The 19337-nt window shown below is 72.8% G+C and carries 17 protein-coding genes; 8 read left to right on the top strand and 9 right to left on the bottom strand.

Annotation, left to right across the window (positions count from 1 at the left end):
- Position 1: 1 nt before the first annotated feature.
- From ABZ441_RS30130 to ABZ441_RS30110, 5 genes are all read left to right on the top strand, one after another.
- Positions 2–1090: an ABC transporter permease gene (locus ABZ441_RS30130; protein WP_358979936.1), complete on the top strand. Its 1089-nt coding sequence runs from the start codon at positions 2–4 to the stop codon at positions 1088–1090.
- Positions 1087–2010: an ABC transporter permease gene (locus ABZ441_RS30125; protein ID WP_358979934.1), complete on the top strand. Its 924-nt coding sequence runs from the start codon at positions 1087–1089 to the stop codon at positions 2008–2010. The genes ABZ441_RS30130 and ABZ441_RS30125 overlap by 4 nt, the downstream gene beginning before the upstream one ends.
- Positions 2007–3059, top strand: coding sequence for an ABC transporter ATP-binding protein (locus ABZ441_RS30120; RefSeq protein WP_358979932.1), 1053 nt, complete (start codon positions 2007–2009; stop codon positions 3057–3059). Before ABZ441_RS30125 ends, ABZ441_RS30120 begins: the two co-directional genes overlap by 4 nt.
- Positions 3056–4063: an ABC transporter ATP-binding protein gene (locus tag ABZ441_RS30115; RefSeq protein ID WP_358979930.1), complete on the top strand. Its 1008-nt coding sequence runs from the start codon at positions 3056–3058 to the stop codon at positions 4061–4063. The genes ABZ441_RS30120 and ABZ441_RS30115 overlap by 4 nt, the downstream gene beginning before the upstream one ends.
- 135 nt (positions 4064–4198) lie before the next feature.
- Positions 4199–5194, top strand: coding sequence for a hypothetical protein (locus ABZ441_RS30110; protein WP_358979928.1), 996 nt, complete (start codon positions 4199–4201; stop codon positions 5192–5194).
- Between the two features lie 39 nt (positions 5195–5233).
- Here ABZ441_RS30110 and ABZ441_RS30105 read toward each other — a convergent pair whose 3' ends face one another.
- The 9 genes from ABZ441_RS30105 to rimP all read right to left on the bottom strand — a co-directional run bounded on the left by ABZ441_RS30105 (position 5234) and on the right by rimP (position 17103).
- Entirely contained in the window at positions 5234–6187 is a 954-nt protein-coding gene (locus ABZ441_RS30105; RefSeq protein ID WP_358979926.1) for a bifunctional riboflavin kinase/FAD synthetase, read from the bottom strand.
- A 43-nt stretch (positions 6188–6230) separates the two neighbouring features.
- Positions 6231–9794: a trypsin-like peptidase domain-containing protein gene (locus ABZ441_RS30100; RefSeq protein ID WP_358979924.1), complete on the bottom strand. Its 3564-nt coding sequence runs from the start codon at positions 9792–9794 to the stop codon at positions 6231–6233.
- Between the two features lie 211 nt (positions 9795–10005).
- Positions 10006–10911, bottom strand: a complete 906-nt coding sequence (gene truB / locus ABZ441_RS30095; RefSeq protein WP_358979922.1) for a tRNA pseudouridine(55) synthase TruB — start codon at positions 10909–10911, stop codon at positions 10006–10008.
- Positions 10908–11369 (bottom strand): 30S ribosome-binding factor RbfA, encoded by a 462-nt coding sequence (gene rbfA / locus ABZ441_RS30090; protein ID WP_014153744.1) that lies wholly within the window; start codon positions 11367–11369, stop codon positions 10908–10910. The genes truB and rbfA overlap by 4 nt, the downstream gene beginning before the upstream one ends.
- Before the next feature lie 25 nt (positions 11370–11394).
- Complete coding sequence (locus ABZ441_RS30085) at positions 11395–11691, bottom strand: DUF503 domain-containing protein (RefSeq protein WP_358979919.1); 297 nt, start codon at positions 11689–11691, stop codon at positions 11395–11397.
- Positions 11692–11858: 167 nt separating this feature from the next.
- A complete protein-coding gene (gene infB, locus ABZ441_RS30080; RefSeq protein WP_358979917.1) occupies positions 11859–14984 on the bottom strand; it encodes a translation initiation factor IF-2 in 3126 nt (1041 codons plus the stop codon).
- Between the two features lie 148 nt (positions 14985–15132).
- Complete coding sequence (locus tag ABZ441_RS30075; RefSeq protein ID WP_078850801.1) at positions 15133–15411, bottom strand: YlxR family protein; 279 nt, start codon at positions 15409–15411, stop codon at positions 15133–15135.
- Between the two features lie 151 nt (positions 15412–15562).
- Positions 15563–16603, bottom strand: coding sequence for a transcription termination factor NusA (gene nusA / locus ABZ441_RS30070; RefSeq protein WP_205022711.1), 1041 nt, complete (start codon positions 16601–16603; stop codon positions 15563–15565).
- A 2-nt stretch (positions 16604–16605) separates the two neighbouring features.
- Positions 16606–17103 carry a ribosome maturation factor RimP gene (rimP, locus tag ABZ441_RS30065; RefSeq protein ID WP_205022710.1) on the bottom strand — a complete coding sequence of 166 codons (498 nt, stop codon included), beginning with the start codon at positions 17101–17103 and terminating at the stop codon, positions 16606–16608.
- Positions 17104–17274: 171 nt separating this feature from the next.
- Between rimP and ABZ441_RS30060 the strand changes: the two genes are divergently transcribed.
- The 3 genes from ABZ441_RS30060 (at position 17275) to ABZ441_RS30050 (ending at position 19268) form a co-directional block, all read left to right on the top strand.
- Positions 17275–17796: a hypothetical protein gene (locus tag ABZ441_RS30060; protein ID WP_358979914.1), complete on the top strand. Its 522-nt coding sequence runs from the start codon at positions 17275–17277 to the stop codon at positions 17794–17796.
- Entirely contained in the window at positions 17793–18287 is a 495-nt protein-coding gene (locus ABZ441_RS30055; RefSeq protein ID WP_358979911.1) for a ferritin-like domain-containing protein, read from the top strand. The genes ABZ441_RS30060 and ABZ441_RS30055 overlap by 4 nt, the downstream gene beginning before the upstream one ends.
- Positions 18288–18353: 66 nt before the next feature.
- The gene (locus tag ABZ441_RS30050) at positions 18354–19268 is read left to right on the top strand and encodes an aminoglycoside phosphotransferase family protein (protein WP_358979909.1); all 915 of its coding nucleotides are present in this window, start codon (positions 18354–18356) and stop codon (positions 19266–19268) included.
- Positions 19269–19337 lie beyond the last annotated feature (69 nt).

The raw sequence follows: 19337 nt of genomic DNA, 5'->3' as shown, positions 1-19337 counted from the left end.
CATGAGCGCAGAAAGCACTCCCGCCCTGAAGAGTGCGACGGGCGTGGACGCTGTGCGGCTCGACGGCCCGGCCGGAGCCGGGCCGTCGGACCGCAGTCCACGCGCCCGCAGCACGACCGCCTACCTCCGCCATGCGGCGGGCAAGCTGGCCGGTGCGGCCGTCTCGCTGTTCGCCGTGCTCGTTACCAGCTTCTTCCTGTTCCGCCTGATCCCCGGCGATCCGGTCAAGCAGATGACCGGCGGCCGACAGGTCTCGACCGAGCAGATCGCCGCGATGCGCAAGGAGTTCGGTCTGGACCTGCCGCTCTGGCAGCAGTTCACCGACTACTGCGGCAAGGCCCTGACCGGGGACTTCGGTACGTCGTACCAGTTCCGCGCCCCCGTGATGGACAAGATCACCGAGGCGCTGCCCGCGACACTGCTGCTCACCGGCACCGCGTTCGTGATCTACACCGTGATCGGTATCTGGCTGGGCTCCAGGTCCGCCTGGCGCAACGGCTCGGCCGGTGACCGCTTCCACACCGCCTTCGCCCTGACGCTGTACTCGGTGCCCTCGTTCTGGCTCGGTCTGCTCCTGATCGTCACCCTGTCGGTGGGTATCGGGCCGGTCCCCGGCATGTTCCCGACCGGGGGCATGGAGTCCGGCGGCGAGAGCGGCTTCGCGTACGCCCTCGACGTGGCCCACCACATGGTGCTGCCCGTCGTCACCCTCGTCGCGGTCGAGTACGCGCGCACCCTGCTGGTGATGCGTTCCTCGCTGCTCGACGAGATGGGCGGCGACTACCTGACGACGGCCCGCGCGAAGGGGCTGCGCGACGACCTCGTGCGCCGTCGGCACGCCGTCCCGAACGCGATGCTGCCGACGGTGACGCTGCTCTTCGTCAACCTGGGCAACACGGTCGCGGGCGCCATCCTGGTGGAGACGGTGTTCTCCTGGCCGGGCCTCGGCGGTCTCTTCTACCAGGCGCTCAGCGTGCCCGACCTGCCACTCGTGCAGGCGCTGTTCTTCGTCTTCGCCGCCGCGGTGATCCTGATGAACACGGTCGCCGATGTGATCTATCCGCTCCTCGATCCCCGGGTGGGCCGATGACGACCACGACCGACGCCGCACAACAGGCCACCGGCCCGCGCGCGCTCACCCGGGCCCGCAGGCGTCAGGCGGCCGCCCGCTTCTGGCAGCAGTACCGCGGCCACCGGGCCGGCCTCGCCGGCCTGGCCGTGCTGGCGGTCATCGCCCTGACCGCGCTTGCCGCCCCCCTGCTGGTCGGGGCGGACTCGCGGAGCGTCACCGCGGCGCCGGGCGGCCCGCTGGAGTCGCCGAGCGCCGAGTTCCCGCTAGGCACCGACCAGTTCGGCCGCAGCCTGCTCGCCCTCCTGGTGTGGGGGACACGGGTCTCGCTGACCGTGGGCCTGCTCGCCGCCTTCCTCTCGGTGGCCATCGGAACCCTGGTGGGCATCACGGCCGGCCACTTCAAGGGCTGGTACGGCAACGTCGTCATGCGGATCACCGACTGGTTCCTGGTGATGCCGACGCTGGTGCTCGCGATCGCGCTGGCCACGGTACTCTCGCGGTCGCTCTGGACGACGGTCCTCGCCATCGGCGTGACGACCTGGCCCACGACCGCGCGGCTCGTGCGCGCCCAGACGCTGTCCGTGGAGTCACGCCCGTACATCGAGCGCTCCAGGGCGCTCGGCGGCGGGCACGGCCACATCATGTCCCGCCACGTCCTGCCCAACGTGATGCCGCTGGTGCTCGCTCAGACCACGCTGGTGATCTCCACCGCCATCCTCACCGAGGCGACCCTCGCGTTCCTCGGGCTCGGCGATCCCACGATCGTCTCCTGGGGCGGGCTGCTCCAGGACGCCCGTGAGGCCGGAGCGGTCAGCTCCGGCAACTGGTGGTACCTCGCTCCGCCCGGACTCGCCATCGCGGTCGTCGCCCTCGCGTTCACGCTGTGCGGCCGAACCGTCGAGTCCGTGCTCAACCCCAAGCTGGGGGTGTCCCGTTGACCGCTGTGAAGACTGAGAGCATCGAAAGGCCGGAGGCCGGGCAGCCGTTGCTCGAGGTCCGGGATCTGCACGTCACCTACGGCTCGGGGGCCTCCGCGGTCCCCGCCGTGCGGGGTGTCGACCTGCGGGTCGAGGCGGGCCGGAAGCTCGGGATCGCCGGGGAGTCCGGCTGCGGGAAGTCGACGCTGGCGCTGGCGCTGCTGCGCCTGCTGCCCGCGTCCGCGACCCTGAGCGGCGAGATCCTGCTCGACGGTGAGGACGTCCTCACCATGAAGTGGGGGCGTTTGCGCGCCGTGCGCTGGGCGGGTGCGTCGATCGTCTTCCAGGGCGCGATGCACTCGCTGAACGCCGTGCACCGCATCGGGGACCAGATCGCCGAACCGGTCCTGCTGCACGGCAGGGGGACCCCGGCCGCCGCGCGCAGCCGCGCCGGCAAGCTGCTGGAGCAGGTGGGGCTGCCGGCCGCGCGTGCGGACGCCTATCCGCACGAGCTGTCCGGCGGTCAGCGCCAGCGGGTGATGATCGCGATGGCGCTGGCCTGCGACCCACGGCTGATCATCGCCGACGAACCAACGACCGCTCTCGACGTGATGATCCAGGCACAGATCCTGCGGCTGATCGAACGGCTCGTCAGCGACCAGGACCTCGGCCTGATCATGATCAGCCACGACCTCGCGGTGCTGTCCGACACCTGTGACCGGCTGGCGGTGATGTACGCGGGCCGGGTCGTGGAGGAGGGGCCGGCCAGGCAGGTCTACGAGAGCGCCAGACATCCGTACGGCAGCGCCCTGTCGGCCGCGTTCCCGCGCGTCGGCGACCTGGCGTCACGGCACGCGCCCCGGGGCCTGCCGGGTGACCCGCCGGACCCGTCTGCGCTGCCCTCCGGCTGTACGTTCCATCCGCGCTGCACGGCGGCGCTGGACTCCTGCGCCGAGGAGGACCAGGCACTGCGGCCGGCCGGTCCGTCCCGGCGGGCGGCCTGTGTGCTGGTGGAGCCGGAAGCCACCGTGACTCCCGGCGGTACCGGGGAAACGAGGAGCACCTCATGACGACCACTCCCCCGGCCCCCCTGCTCAGCGCCCGGTCGCTGGAGGTCGCCTTCCCCGGCCGGCGCGGGGCGGCGACCGCGCGGGCCGTCGACGGTGTCGACCTCGACATCCGTCGAGGTGAGATCGTCGCGCTGGTCGGCGAGTCCGGCTGCGGAAAGACGACGCTGGCCCGGTCGCTGCTGGGCCTGGTGCCGCCGACGGCCGGCCGGATCACGTTCGACGGCCGGCCCCTCGACCGCTCGGGCCGGGCACTGAAGGCGTACCGCAAGCGGGTGCAGTTGGTGCTCCAGGACCCCAGCGGTTCCCTCAACCCCCGCCACACGGTGTACGACGCCGTGGCGGAGGGCCTGCGCATCCACGGGTACGCGGGCGACGAGCGGGCGGCCGTGTCCGGGGCCCTGGCGCTGGCGGGGCTGCGGCCTCCGGAACGGTTCTTCCTGCGCTATCCGCACGAGCTGTCCGGTGGTCAGCGCCAGCGGGTCGTGATCGCGGGCGCTCTGGTCCTGGAGCCGGAGCTCATCGTCGCGGACGAACCGGTGGCCTCGCTGGACGCCTCGGTGCGCGGCGAGATCCTGGCTTTGCTGCTGCGGCTGCGTGACGAGCTGGGTCTGTCGGCGCTGGTGGTGACGCACGATCTGGGGCTGGCGTGGAACATCGCCGACCGGGTGGCGGTGATGTATCTCGGCCGGGTCGTGGAGACGGGTGACGTCGAGCAGATCCTCACGGCTCCCCGGCACCCGTACACGCAGGCCCTGCTGTCCGTGCTGCCGGAGGGGGACGGCGAGCCGGTGATCCTGACGGGCGAGCCGCCGGACCCCTCCAGGATCCCGTCGGGCTGCCGCTTCCACGCCCGCTGTCAGGTCCTCGCCTCGGGGGAGGCGGAGCGCGCGGGCGTCGCGGACGCGTGCCGCACGACGGACCTGCCGGTACTGGAGGGTGACGGCCGGCCCCAGGTCGCCTGCCACTGGGCGGCGGCGGGGGCTGCGGTGACCGCGGCCGGGTAGGTGCTCGCGGACGTTCCCCGGCGCTCCCGGTCCGGGGCACGGTCCGAATCAGCTGCGTGGAACGAGCCGTTTCCGTGGTGTGGGGCCGGTTCGTACGGGATGATTCCTGATCCGCGTTCCACCCAGGGGAGGGGTATGCCGGTGAGGCTGCTGGGAGTTCACGGAGTGGGCAAGGTGGTCGTCCGTGACGCCCGGACCGGGGCGGTCCTCGACGTCAAGGACTCCGTGCCCGTGGGGTCCCTCGCCTGCGCGACGGTGGACGGGCAGGGCGTGCTCCTGTCCACGGCGGTGGTGGAAGGACGGGGGGCGACGCTCTCCGAGCGCGTGAAACAGCAGGACGAGGGCACCTCGCGCGGCTACGACGATTCGGACTACGCCCGTCCCGGTGAGGCCGGCACGGGCCTGGAGACCTGGCCGGCCAAGGCCGGGGCCCGTGACCCGTCAGGCTCCGGGAGCCCCGGCGCGGGTACGACAGTCCGGGTACGGCCGTTGTCGGGCAGGGAGTGGCAGGGCACGGGTCCACCGGGCCACCTCGAGGGCGCACTCACCACACTCACCACGGTGCGCTGTCTCGGAATGGGCGGCGAGACCGTGGTGGCAGCCGGGAGCGAGGGAGGCGAGCTGCTCTTCTGGAACCTGCGGACGGCAGAGCTCCTGTACCGCGTGCCCGCACGGCCCGGGGCCGTGGTGGGGCTGGCGGCGACCGAAGTCGACGAGCGTCCGGCGATGGCGGTGCTCCGCCGCGCCGGGACCAGGGACGACGGGCTGCCGCGGGTCGCCGACTGTACGCGGGTGGCAGGGACGGGCGTGGTGGTGACGGGTCACCCGGACGGGACGGTCCGCATCGTCGATGCGCGGTCGGGACAGCTCCTGCGTGTGCTCCCGGGGCACACCGGCACGGTGAACGCGCTGGTGTGCACGCCGCTGGACGGGCGTCCCGCAGCGGTGAGCGGCTCGGAGGACTGCACGGTCCGCGTCTGGGACCTGAGCACCGGGGACTGTGAGCGGCTGGACATGCCCGGCCCCGTACGGTCGCTCTGTGTGACGGACGACGGTGCGGTGGCGGTGGGGGCGGGGCCCGAGGTCGTCGTGCTGGAACGGGTCGGGTCGCCGGAGCACCCGCCCACGTAGACGACGCCGGCAAAACCCGCGCCGCGGGACCGACGGGCGTCAGGCCCGTTCGTACGCCGCGACCAGCTCGCTGGACCGCTTCACGTCGGCGGCCATCGCCACGAGCAGGTCGTCGATCGAGTCGAACTTCAGCATCCCGCGTACGTAGGCGAGGAAGTCCACCGCCACGTGCAGCCCGTAGAGGTCGAGCCCGACGCGGTCGATCGCGTACGCCTCGACGGTGCGCTCCGTTCCGTCGAACTGCGGGTTCGTGCCCACGGAGATCGCGGCGGGCATCACCTCGCCGTTCGCCGTGAGCCAGCCGGCGTAGACGCCGTCGGCGGGGATCGCGGTGTGCGGCAGGGTCTCCACGTTCGCCGTGGGGAAGCCGAGCTCGCGGCCGCGCTGGGCACCGCGCACGACCACGCCCTCGACACGGTGGGGGCGGCCGAGGATCTCCGCGGCGCCCTCGACGTCGCCCTCGGCGATCAGACGGCGGGTGAGCGTGGAGGAGAACGGCGCTCCGCCGCCCGCCTCGCCGGTGACATGGAGGTCGATGACCTCGGTCCGGAAGTCGTACGCCGGACCGAGCTCGGCCAGGAAGGCGACGTTGCCGGCCGCCCGGTGTCCGAAGCGGAAGTTGGGGCCTTCCACGACCAGCTGCGCGTGGAGCTTGTCGACGAGCACCTTCACGACGAAGTCGGCGGGCGAGAGCTGCGAGAACTCGGCGGTGAACGGCAGGATCAGCACCGCGTCCACACCCAGTCCGGCCATGAGCTCGGCGCGCCGGTGGTGCGGTGCGAGCAGCGGCGGGTGGGTACCGGGGCGGACGACCTCGCTGGGGTGCGGGTCGAAGGTCACGACCACGCAGGGCACACCGAGCTCGCGCGCCCGCTCCACGACACGGCTGATGAGCAGCTGGTGTCCGCGGTGCACCCCGTCGTAGGAGCCGATGGTAACGACGCTTCGCCCCCAGCCCTCAGGGATGTCCTCCAAGCCACGCCAGCAGTGCACTGTGACCGCTCCTCGCCCGAACCTGTGTACGTGTAGATGTCCATTACGCAGGTCTAAGACTGCCATGCTCACGTCCCGCGGCCTGCATCGGCACCGGGATGCCGGACCGCGGCCCGCACAGTTCCTCCAGCGTCCGCCTGGCGCCGGGGCCCACGACGGCGGCCCACTCGGCGGGGGCGTCCTCGAGCCAGCGGGTGACGAGGGTCGCGAATCCGGGAACGTCCCTGGCGAGTTCGGCCAGCCCCCGGTCGAAGCGGGCCACGCCCTCGGGAGTCCGCACGAGAAGCATCCCGGTGCGGTGCACCAGAGCCCGTGTGCGGGCTTCGGGGCGGCGCTCCGAAGCTGCCGCCGCCGCCCGCAGCAGGGCGTCGAGGACCTCCGGATCCCTGCCGGTGTCCTGCTCGAACTCCAGCAGGACCTCCAGCAGCTCGGCCCGCAGCGGCCTGGACGCCGTGCTCCCCGGGGCGGCGAGTACCCGGGCCAGTGCGGCGCGCACGGGCGCCGGAGCGGGCCGGTCCCGCAGCAGCGCGGCCATCAGGGGAAGCAGCAGGGCCCGGGCGGCCGGACTGTGCTCGAGCCTGAGGCCGACGTAGGCGGCGGCCTGGGCGGCGGCGTCCGCGCCGGTACGGCTCTCGACGTAATGGCGTACGAGGCCCGGGGCGTGCAGCGCCAGGGCGGGCGTGTCCAGGGAGGCCAGCTCCCGCAGTACGTCGTCGGCGGCGTCGCCGGGCAGCGACAGCCGGACGCGCAGTGCGGCGAGCACCGGCTCGGGGTGCTCGGGGAACACCTCCGTGAGCAGGGCCAGCGGCAGCCGGGGGTCACCGGCGGCGAAGATCCGAAGGGCCTGCGGCAGGTAGCGGCGCCCTGCCCCCGGGTCCCGCACGAGGACGGTGAGGGCCTGGGCGTGCAGGACCGAGTCGTCGGGCCGCGCCAGCAGGGTGAGCGCCGCACCGCGCAGCAGGGCGCGGTCGGACGCGGAGAGGGTGCGGGTGGCGGTGAGCGTGGCGTGGAGGGCTGCGGCGGCGCGTCGTCCCGGCCGCTCCTCGTCGCGTGCCCACCGGTCGACGGCCCGGCAGAGGGCGCCCGGTTCGTCCTCGGCGAGGGTGACGAGCAGTTCGGCGGCGCGCGGGTGCGCGGTGTCCACGAGCGCCTCGGTCAGGTCGTCCACCGCGAGGTCCCGGCGGGCGTACAGGAGGGCCTGCGCGGCGGCGGCCACGGTGAGCCGCATCGGCACGCCCTCCTCGGCGGGCAGGGGGCTCTCGTCGGTGAACCAGCGGCACAGCAGGGTCTGGACGGTCCTGGGGTGGGCCGCGAGGCGCCGGGAAACGGCGTCCAGGTACCTCTCACCGCCATCGGCGCGCGGTGCGCCGTCGGCGGGCAGCAGACGGCGCAGCAGGTCGATCCGGTCGTCCTCGGGCAGCCGGATCCGGCACCAGAACCACGGCACGAATTCGGCGTAGGGGCCGAGGGCGGCCGGGCCGCCGCCGGACAGGGACCGTCGGGTGATCCGGCCGGCGAGCACCCGCAGCACCCCGAGGCAGGGCCGGGCGTCCGGCACCCGGAGGAGGCTCTCCCGGAGCAGGCGGGCCGCCCACCAGGCCGCGTCGGTGAGGCGCTCGTGTGCGCCGGGGGCGGACGGCAGGCGGTCCATCGCCTCGATCAGGTCCGCCATCCGGTGGGCCAGTGCCGCGTGCCCCTGACGTCGCTCCAGCAGGAGCATCGCCTGGAGCACCGGGCCGATGCGGTGGCGCGGCACGGGGAGGCTGCCGGGTTCCGCGGCGTCCGGCGGGGCGGGTTCGGGCTCCGCGGCGGCCCCGTCCGCGTGCCGGCGGTGCACCAGCGAATGCAGCGCCGCGTCGAGGTCGAGGTGCGCTCCCTGCACCCAGTCGCCCAGCTCCTCGTGGGCGAAGCGGTATCCCGCGCCGGCCGGGACCAGCAGCCCCTCGGTGAGGACGGCCGGCGCCCATCCCGTGCGCCAGGGGAAGATTTCCTCGAAGGCCTCCCGGTCCAGCTCGCCCTGTCCCGGGCCGAGGCAGCGCCTGGCCGCCTCGTGGACCTGACCGGCCACCTTCGCGGCCAGCCTGCGGACCGCAGCGCCCTTGAGCCGGGGTTCGGCCCGGGCGCCGATCCGGACGGCGACGCGGACGCAGGCGAGGTCCAGATAGGCGGCGAAGACCTCCTCGGTCCCGGGCCTGCCGGGTGCGTCGGGAGGCAGCGCCGCTCGTACCTCGGCGAGCAGGCGCAGGGTGAGGGGGTGCCGGTCGTGGCCCGGCGCGATCGATCCGGGCGGGATGCCGTACCGCTCCCAGGCCCGCTCGGCCTGTTCCGCCGTGAGGTCGCCCAGCCGGACGGCGGGCGGCAGTCCCCCGTCCGGTTCCCCCGGCCGCTCCGGCCTGTGCAGGGCGCCCGGCGGGTACAGCGCGCCGGCGGTCTCCCAGTGCTCGGGGCGGCAGGCGACGACCATCCGTGCCTCGTGCGCCAGGAGCCACTCGGCCGTCGCCACGGTCCACCCGGCGAGCCGGTGGGCCAGCAGGGGCGGCATCTCCTCCGGGCCGTCCACGACGACGAGGAGCGGGTTCCCGGACGCCGCGGCGAGGCGGGCCACCCGCTCAGGGGTGGCGGCCCCCATGTCGCCCCGGGCCCCGGCAGCGCTGACGATCCTCCCGGAGCGCTGCAGTGCCCGGGTCATCGCGTCGGCGACCGAGAGGTCGTCGGCCAGCAGATCGGCTCCGCGCAGCCAGAGCGTCAGGGCGGGCACGGGCCCGCGGGCGCGACGGCCGGCGAGGGCGGCGAGCTCCGTGGTGCGGCCGGTACCCGGGGCTCCGACCAGTCCGAGTACGGGCCCGGTTCCGGCCTCGAAGGCCGTGAACTCCGCACTGCTGTCGGGGCGTTCGACGGGCTCCGTGCCGCAGGGCCGGCCGTCGGCCTGGCCGAGCGAGGTAGCTGTCAGCTGCAGTGCGCCCGCGAGGTTGAGGTCGCAGCCGTATCCCGGGACACCGCCCGCGTTGCGCCGGAGCACCTCGGCCAGTGGCCCGGGGGTGTCCCGGGGCGTCAGCGTCACCGCGAGTCCGGCGGTCTCGCGTCCGGCGCTCAGGGCGGTCGAGAGCACGCCCAGGACGGCCCCGGTGCGCGGGTCCGTCACGGGCCCGCCGACGGCGGCTCCGCCGGAGCGCAGCGCGTCGCGCCCGTCCGTACCGAGGGCGAGCTCCAGCGCGTCGGCCACGTGGTGTTCGCGTGTGCCCTCGGAGTAGGTCGCCTCCGTCGTCCCGAGCACGCGTGCCTCACGCCAGCCGTGGGCGGCGATCCGCACGTAGGTACCCGTGTCGATCTGCTCGCGTACGGCGACGGGGAGCGGTTCGACGCCCAGGGCCTCCGGGCCGTCGGTGCGCAGCAGGGCGAGGCCGAGAGCGGGCAGTGCGGTGATGTCGCCCGGGCCGACGGAGCAGCTACGGCCGTCGGCGCCGTGCAGGGTCAGGCTCGTGGAGCGCCCCACGGCCTGATGGCTGGTGACGACCGTGCCCCGGTCGTCCGCGACGAATCCGGTCCCCCGCGGCCGGCCTGCCTGATCGCAGATTCTCACAAGTTTCGACCGGTCCCCGCTGCCCATGCCCAGACGGTAGATCCAAGATGATCGGCACCGGAAACTCACGGGACGAAAGCGCCCCCCTCGCACCCCTCAGTCACTCCGAGCGCCGCCCATTGGGGTGAATCGGCGGGTTCTTCCTGGACAGGAATGGCCTCTGGAGGGGGATCGTGGAGCGGGCACACGCCGGGGGGCGTGCCCGCTCCACGATGGGTCGAACCCATGGGGCGGCGCGTCAGGCGAAGACGGCGAGGCTCTTGGCCTTGCCCTTCTGCTCCTCGACGAGCACCAGGAACGCCCCGTCGGGCCCGAACACCCCGACGGGCCCCGGCGGATACGACGGCATGTCCAGCCGTACGCCGTTGAGCAGCAGCTTGGCGCGCTTCTCGTCCACGTCCCACCGCGGGAAGGCCGAGGCGGCCGCTTCGGCGACCGGCATCACGGTCAGCTCCTGCTGGTGCTGGTCGAGGGTGCGTGCCGCGTCGAGGCCGTAGGGTCCGACGCGGGTGCGCCGCAGCGCGGTCAGGTGCCCGCCGACGCCGAGCCCGGCGCCGAGGTCGCGGGCCAGGGCACGGATGTACGTACCCGAGGAGCACACGACGGAGACGACCAGGTCGACGACCGGGGTGCCGTCCTCCGCGACGGCCTCGCGCACGTCGTAGACCCGGAAGGACGAGATGGTCACCGGCCGGGCCGGGATCTCGAACTCCTCGCCGCCGCGCACCCGTGCGTAGGACCGCTTGCCGTCGATCTTGATGGCGCTGACCTTGGAGGGCACCTGCATGATCGCGCCGGTCAGTGCGGCGACCCCCGCGTCGATGCCCTCGCGGGGCACCCCCGAGGCGTCGGTGGACGAGATGATCTCGCCCTCCGCGTCATCGGTGACGGTGTCCTGGCCGAGCCGGATCGTCCCCAGGTACTCCTTCTCGGTGAGCGCGAGGTGGCCCAGCAGCTTGGTCGCCCTCTCGACACCGAGCACGAGGACTCCGGTGGCCATGGGGTCCAGCGTGCCGGCGTGGCCGACCCGCCGTGTGCGGGCGATGCCGCGCATCTTGGCCACGACGTCGTGCGAAGTGAAGCCGGACGGCTTGTCGACGATGACGAGGCCGTCCGGCGTCCTGTCCTGCTTGTTCTGCGTCATGCGGAAGGCGAGTCCCCGTCGTTCTCGTCGGACTCGTCCTCAGGCTTGCGGTACGGGTCCGCACCACCGGCGTACGTGGCACCGGAGGATGCCTCGCGGACCTTGGCGTCCGAGGCGCGTGCCCGGTCGAGCAGGTCCTCGATCGCCTTGGCGTTGTCCGGCAGGGCGTCGGCCACGAAGGCCAGGGTGGGGGTGAACTTCGTCCCCGCCGCGGCACCGACCGCCGAGCGGAGGATGCCCTTGGCGCTCTCCAGTCCGGCGGCCGCGCTGGCCCGCTCCTCGTCGTCGCCGTAGACCGTGTAGAAGACCGTGGCCTCCCGCAGATCGCCGGTGACACGAGTGTCCGTGATGGTCACGTGCGTGCCCAGACGCGGGTCCTTGATACCGCGCTGCAGTTTCTCGGCGACCACCACCTGGATGAGGTCCGCCAGCTTCTTTGCCCGCGCGTTGTCGGCCACTGGTCCGTCTCCTATCTGAACGTGCTCAATCGTCTTCGTCGCTGTGCAGCCGCCGTCGTACGGACAGCAGCTCCACTTCCGGCCGGCCCGCGATCATGCGTTCGCACCGGTCGAGTACGTCTGTGAGGTGCCCGGTGTCCCCGGAGACCACGGCGAGGCCGATCTCGGCCCTGCGGTGGAGGTCCTGGTCGCCCGTCTCCGCGACACTCACCGCGAACCTGCGGTGGAGCTCGGCGACGATCGGGCGGACGACCGAGCGTTTCTCCTTCAGCGACCGTACGTCGCCGAGGAGCAGATCGAAGGACAGAGTCCCCACATACATGTAAGTCCGGATGTCCCGCCGGTTCGGGGTCGTGCCCCGCCATCGCTTGGCGGGGACACCCGAACCGTACACGGAACGGCCGGGGCCGATCGACGGAAATACGACCCGTCGACCGGCCCCGACCGTGCAGGGGAACCCGGAGGTCTCCCCCCGGGTATCCCCGTTGATCAGCCTCGCGGCTTCTCGCGCATCTCGTACGTCGCGATGACGTCGTCGATCTTGATGTCGTTGAAGTTTCCGAGGTTGATACCACCCTCGTAGCCTTCGCGGATCTCGGTGACGTCGTCCTTGAAGCGGCGCAGACCGGAGATGTTGAGGTTCTCCGCGATGACCTTGCCGTCGCGCAGCAGGCGCGCCTTGGTGTTGCGCTTGACCTCGCCGGAGCGGACCAGCACACCGGCGATGTTGCCCAGCTTGGACGAACGGAAGATCTCGCGGATCTCCGCCGTGCCGAGCTCGACCTCTTCGTACTCCGGCTTGAGCAGGCCCTTGAGGGCCGCTTCGATCTCTTCGATCGCCTGGTAGATGACCGAGTAGTACCGGACGTCCACGCCTTCGCGCTCGGCCATCTGCTCGGCACGCCCTGCGGCGCGCACGTTGAAGCCGATCACGATGGCGTCGGAACCCGTCGCCAGGTTGATGTCCGACTCGGTGACCGCACCCACACCGCGGTGCAGGATCCGGATGTCGACCTCTTCACCGACGTCGAGCTGGAGCAGCGAGGACTCGAGGGCCTCCACCGAACCGGACGCGTCGCCCTTGATGATGAGGTTGAGCTCCTGGACCAGACCGGCCTTGAGCGCCTCGTCCAGGTTCTCCAGGGAGAACCGGACGCCCTTGCGGGCGAAGTTGGCGTTGCGCTCACGGGCGGCACGCTTCTCGGCGATCTGACGGGCCGTACGGTCCTCGTCGACCACCAGGAGGTTGTCGCCGGCGCCCGGGACGTTGGTGAGACCGAGCACCAGGACGGGGGTCGAGGGACCCGCTTCCTGGACGTTCTGACCGTTGTCGTCGAGCATCGCCCGGACACGGCCGTACGCGTCGCCCACGACCACCGTGTCGCCGATGCGCAGCGTTCCGCGCTGGACGAGGACGGTCGAGACGGCACCGCGACCGCGGTCGAGGTGGGACTCGATCGCAATACCCTGCGCGTCCTGCTCCGGGTTGGCCCGCAGGTCGAGCGAGGCGTCGGCGGTGAGGACGACGGCCTCCAGGAGCGCCTCGATGTTGAGGCCCTGCTTGGCGGAGATGTCGACGAACATCGTGTCGCCGCCGTACTCCTCGGCCACCAGACCGAACTCGGTGAGCTGACCGCGCACCTTGGTCGGGTCGGCGCCCTCGACGTCGATCTTGTTGACCGCGACCACGATCGGCACCTCGGCCGCCTTGGCGTGGTTCAGCGCCTCGATCGTCTGGGGCATCACACCGTCGTTGGCCGCCACCACGAGGATCGCGATGTCGGTCGACTTCGCACCACGGGCACGCATGGCGGTGAACGCCTCGTGACCCGGGGTGTCGATGAAGGTGATCCTGCGGTCCTCGCCGTTGACCTCGGCACCGACCTGGTAGGCACCGATGTGCTGGGTGATGCCACCGGCCTCGCCCGCGACGACGTTCGTCTTGCGGATCGCGTCCAGCAGTCGGGTCTTACCGTGGTCGACGTGACCCATGACGGTCACGACCGGCGGACGCGAGACCAGAGCCTCTTCGCCGCCCTCGTCCTCGCCGAACTCGATGTCGAAGGACTCGAGCAGCTCGCGGTCCTCCTCCTCGGGGCTGACGATCTCGAGGACGTAGTTCATCTCGTCCGCGAGGAGCTTCAGCGTCTCGTCGGAGACGGACTGCGTGGCGGTGACCATCTCGCCGAGGTTCATCATCACGGCGACGAGCGACGCCGGGTTGGCGTTGATCTTCTCCGCGAAGTCGGTCAGGGACGCACCGCGCGACAGCCGGACAGCCTGCCCGTTGCCGCGAGGCAGCATGACGCCGCCCACCGACGGGGCCTGCATGGCCTCGTACTCCTGGCGCCTCTGCCTCTTCGACTTGCGACCACGACGCGCGGGACCGCCGGGACGGCCGAACGCACCCTGTGTGCCACCACGGGCACCGGGGCCGCCGGGGCGTCCGCCGAAGCCGGGACGACCGCCGAAGCCGCCGCCACCACCGGGACGGCCTGCGCCGCCACCGCCGCCGGGGCCACCGGGACGGCCTGCGAAGCCGCCACCGCCGCCACCGGGGCCGGCCGGACGGCCGGCGAAGCCGCCGCCGCCGGGACGACCGCCGCCACCACCGGGACGACCGCCGCCGCCACCGGGACCACGGCCGCCGCCGGGGCCACCGCCGGGACGCGGGCCCGCAGCGGGACGCTGCGGCATCATGCCGGGGTTCGGACGGTTACCCGAGGGGGCACCGCCCGGACGGGGAGCCTGCGGACGGGGCATGCCGCCCGGGGACGGACGTGCGCCGCCCTGACCCTGGCCCTGCGGACGCGGGGCGCCGCCGGGACCACCCTGCGGACGCGGGGCGCCGGGGCGCTCCTGACCGCCGCCGGGGCGCGGGGCACCGCCGGGACGGGGCGCCTGGGGGCGCGCCATGCCGGTGGAACCGCCGGAGGTGAAGGGGTTGTTGCCCGGACGGGGTCCGGCCGGACGTGCGCCACCGGGGCGGGGTGCGCCCTGGCCGGCGGGACGTGCAGGACGGTCTCCGCCGCGCTCGCCGCCACGGCCGCCGTCACGCTCGCCACCACGGCCGCCGTCGCGCTGACCGCCGGCCGGAGCCGGACGGGCGGGGCGGGGGCCCGGGGTGGCACCCGCGGGACGCGGGGCCTGGGGCTGCTGGGGGGCGGCCGGCTGGGCCGGTGCCGGTGCCGAGAACTCGGCGGCGGGGACCGGAGTCACCGGGGCCGGCTTCGGCGCGGGCTTGGGGCCCGGACGGGGGCCCGCCGACGGCGCGGAGGGCGCCGCCGAAGGGGTGCTGCTCGCCGGGGTCTCCGCGGCGGCCGGCTTGGGGGCCGGGGCGCCGGGCTTCGGGGCAGCGGGACGTGCCGCGGCGGCCGGAGACGGCGCGCCGGGCTTCGCGGGGGCGGCCTTGCGGGGCGCGCCAGGCTTCGCAGCGGACTTGCCGGCGTTGCCGCCGGGACCCTGCAGTGCGTCAGTCAATTTGCGTACAACCGGCGCCTCGATCGTCGAGGACGCCGAACGGACGAACTCACCGAGTTCTTGGAGCTTGGCCATGACGACCTTGCTCTCTACGCCGAACTCCTTGGCGAGCTCGTATACCCGGACCTTAGCCACTTCGCTCCTTTTAGGTCCGGGTTACCGCCGGACCGTCGCTACTTCATGGGCGTACTCATCGCGTACTCATCGAGTGCTCATCGCAATCTCGACCTACTTCCAACTCGCGAGGTACCTGACCGCACGGGGACCCGTGCCGTTCACTTTCCTACGGTGTCACCCGTTCGACGAACCGCTGCAGTGCCGCGGAATCGAACGGCCCCTTGGCCTTGAAGGCCCGGGGGAATGCCCGGCGGCGAACCGCCAGGTCGAGACAGACAGAGGCCGGGTGCACATACGCACCCCGGCCGGGCAGCGTACCGCGTGGATCAGGGACAACCTCTCCCTCGTCCACCACGATGCGCAGCAGCTCGCTCTTGGCCGCTCGCTCCCGGCATCCCACACAGGTTCGCTCGGGGCAAACGCGGGCGTGCGTCCGGCCAGACACGCTAAGTCTACCTCCCCGCACCGACCTCACCCCATTGGGGCAAGAATCGAACGGATGTTGTCGTGATCTCAGCGGCACAGCGCCTTGATCTATTCCGTCACAGTGCCTCCGGAGCCGCCCTGGAGCGGCTCCGGAGGCACTGCGTGGTCGGTCAGCCGCGCTCGGAACGCTCCCGGGCGCGCTCGGCGCGCTCACGGTCGGCGACGTCGCGCTCGGCCTCGGTCTCGGTGTCGGGACGGATGTCGATGCGCCAGCCCGTGAGCCGGGCGGCCAGGCGGGCGTTCTGCCCCTCCTTGCCGATCGCCAGCGACAGCTGGTAGTCGGGCACGGTCACCCTGGCGGAGCGCGTACCGAGGTCCACGACCTCGACCTTGCTCACCCGCGCGGGTGACAGCGCGTTGGCGACCATCTCCGCCGGGTCGTCCGACCAGTCCACGATGTCGATCTTCTCGCCGTGCAGTTCGGCCATGACATTGCGCACACGGCTGCCCATCGGGCCGATGCAGGCACCCTTCGGGTTCAGGCCGGCCCGGGTGGAGCGTACGGCGATCTTGGTGCGGTGGCCGGCCTCGCGGGCGATGGCCTCGATGACGACCGACCCGTCCGCGATCTCCGGGACCTCCAGGGCGAAGAGCTTCTTCACCAGGTTCGGGTGGGTGCGCGAGAGGGTCACGGACGGACCGCGCACCCCCTTGGCCACCCGCACCACGTACGTACGCAGCCGCAGGCCGTGGGTGTACTCCTCGCCCGGCACCTGCTCCTGCACGGGCAGGATCGCTTCCAGCTTCCCGATGTCGACCAGTACGTTCTTCGGGTCCTTGCCCTGCTGGACGAGACCGGTGACGACGTCACCCTCGTGGCCCGCGTACTCCCCGAACGTCCTGTCGTCCTCGGCGTCGCGCAGCCGCTGCAGGATGACCTGCTTGGCGGTGGTCGCGGCGATACGGCCGAAGCCGGAGGGCGTGTCGTCGAACTCCTTGGCCTCCTGGCCCTCCTCGAGCTCGGCCGGGTCGTCCTTGGCCCACACCGTGACGTGACCGGCGGCGTCCAGCTCGACGCGCGCACGGCGGTGGCTGCCCTCGGTGCGGTGGTACGCGATGAGGAGGGCCGACTCGATCGCCCCGACGAGCACGTCGAAGGGGATCTCCTTGTCCTGCGCCAAGCCCTTCAGAAGCTTCACATCGATGTCCACGGCTACGCCTCCTCTTCCTTCTTGTCCTTGCGGTTGAATTCGATCTCGACGCGCGCCTTGGCGATCTCGTCGAAGGCGACACGGCGCGCCGTGGGCTTGCGGCCCTTGACGCCGGGCACTTCGAGATCCAGCCCCTCGTCGTCGACGCCCAGGATGCGGGCCACCAGCTCGCCGCCGTCGTCCAGGTTCAGCTTGGCCAGCCGGCCGATGGCGCGTACGTAGTGGCGGTGCTCGGTCAACGGGCGGTCGGCGCCCGGAGAGCTCACCTCGAGGACGTACTCGTCGTCGCCCATCGCGTCGGTCTCGTCGAGCGTCTCGGAGATCGTGCGGCTCAGCTCGGCACAGGTGTCGAGCTCCACGCCGTCCTCGGAATCCACGATGACCCTCAGCACGCGGCGGCGGCCCGCCCGGGACACCTCGATCTCCTCGAGGTCCAGCTCCTTGGCGCCGACGAGCGGCTCCAGCAGTTCGCGCAGCCTGTCGCTCTGGGTGGTGCTCATCCGGGTGACTCCTCGGCCGCGTGTGCTGTTGTGGGGATCGTCGCGTGTCAGGTCAAAGGGTATCCGGTCCGCAGGGGTGTTGCCGTCCGCCTCCCGCCCCACCGCGGGTACGCTCAGCCCCGGTGATCACTTCAGGTCAAAAACTGTCAAAAACCAGGCTGAAGGAGACAAGTGCACCGCACGGGGACGACGCGCAGGGGTGCGCTCACCACTACGGGAGCATTCGCTCTGGGTGCGGTGCTGACGGGCTGCGGGGGCGGACCGGAGACGCGAACGGCCTCTGGGGGCACGGACGCACGCACCGCTTCGCGCCGGTCGGGGGCGCTCCGGGCGTCGGCCGCCCGTGACAGTGCCTCGCTGCTCTCCGGCTACGAACAGGTCGCGGCCGCCCACCCGGTGACGGAAGCCGGGCTCGCACCACTGGCCGCCGCTGTGCGGGAGCACCTGACGGCGCTGGGCGGGCCGGCGAAGGTGCCGGGCGGTTCCCCCACTCCGACCCCGCCGGCTGCCGCCACAGAGGCGCGGACGGCCCTGAAGGACCTCGCGGCCGAGGAGCGCCGGGTGGCGGACGGCCGCGCCAAAGCCCTGCTGACCGCCGAGCCGGAACTGGCCAGGCTGCTGGCCTCGGTCGCCGCGGCCGGCGCCGCCCACGCGTATCTGCTGACCGAACTGGCCAAGGAGACCTCGGCATGACACCGAAGGCCACGACGGACGACGCCGACGGAACGCTCCGCGCCGCGCAGGCCGCACTCGGCGCCGCGCACGCTGCCGTGTACGGGTACGGGGTGCTGGGCGGCCGGCTGGAAGGGGACCGCCGCAGCGACGCGACGGCTGCCTGCGACGCCCACCGGGCCCGTCGCGACACGCTCGTACGGACGGTCCGCGACCTGGGCGGTACGCCTGTGGCGGCGCACGCGGCGTACGCTCTGCCGTTCGCCGTACGCGATCCGGCGACCGCCATTCGGCTCGCCGCAGTGCTGGAGGACAGGGTCGCGGGCGTGTGCTCCGATCTCGTGCGGGCTGCTCGAGGCCCGCTGCGGCAGGATGCCGCGGGCGCGCTCAGGGAGGCCGCGGTGCGTGCGGTGCGCTGGCGCGGCACCGGCGTAGCCTTTCCTGGGCTCACCGAGAGGGCCGCCCCGCCGGACAACACGGCGGAGGCAGGGGCCACCGACGCCACACACTGAGCAACCGAGCGCGCTGCGGCCGGGCACGCCGCAGCCGACCACGCTCCGAAAGGGAACAAGGCACGTATGGGTTTCGAACCGCCGCAGCGTCTGGTGCGAGCGCTCGGCGAGACGTACGGGGACACGGCCGCCGCCGACTGGCTCGGGCGGCTCCCCGCACTCACCGACGAGGCGCTGTCCGCACACTCGGTCTCCCTCGACCGGGTGTGCGCCCCCGGCGGGCGCAGCAGCCTGGTCCTCCTGGTCCGCCGGGCGGACGGCAGCCCCGCCGTGCTGAAGATCGCGCCTCCCGGGGCGGCTCCCACGCTCGAGCGGGCGGCGCTGGCGCACTGGAACGGCTGGGGCACTGTGGAGCTCCTGACCGCTCCGGACGGCGCGGTGCCGGAGGAGGCCGTCCTGCTGGAACGGCTCCACCACGAGATGTCCTTGCGCTCCCTCCCCGAGGCGAAGGCGCTGCTCGAGGCCGCCGGCACGGTGCGGCGGCTGTGGGTCGAGCCGCCGGCCGACCACGCCTTCGAGACCGTCGCGGAGCGCACCGCCGGGCAGTCGGAGGCCATGCGTGCCGCCGCGGAACGGGAACCCGAGCTCGAACCGCTCGTCTCGGCCGCCCTCGCGGCCCGCGAGGAGCTGGTCCAGGACTCCCCCGAACTCTTCCTGCTGCACGGCAACTTCCGGCAGAGCAAGGTCCTGTCGGGTGAGCGCGCGCCGTGGCTGGCGGTCGGCCCCGAGCCGCTGACCGGGGAGCGTGCCTACGACCTGGCGCGGCTGGTGCGTGACCGGGTGGAAGACCTGGTCGCCTCTCCGGGAGGCGCCGCCACGGCCCGGCGGCGGGTCAAGAAACTCGCCGACTCGCTGGAGGTCGACCAGGCGCGGCTGCGCGGCTGGACGCTGTTCCGGGCGGTCGAGTCCGGCACACGCGCGCTGACGGCCGGGCGCACGCAGGACGGCGAGCTGTCCCTCGAGTTCGCGGGCTGGCTGTAGGGCATGGCAGAGGGCCCCGCGCGGGGCGCGGGGGGCCCAGGCCAGGCCGGGGGGGTACGCCCGGGTGGG

Source organism: Streptomyces sp. NPDC005752 (assembly GCF_040630715.1).
In the GTDB taxonomy this organism is placed as follows: Bacteria; Actinomycetota; Actinomycetes; order Streptomycetales; family Streptomycetaceae; genus Streptomyces.
This window is presented reverse-complemented; position numbering and strand designations above follow the sequence as displayed.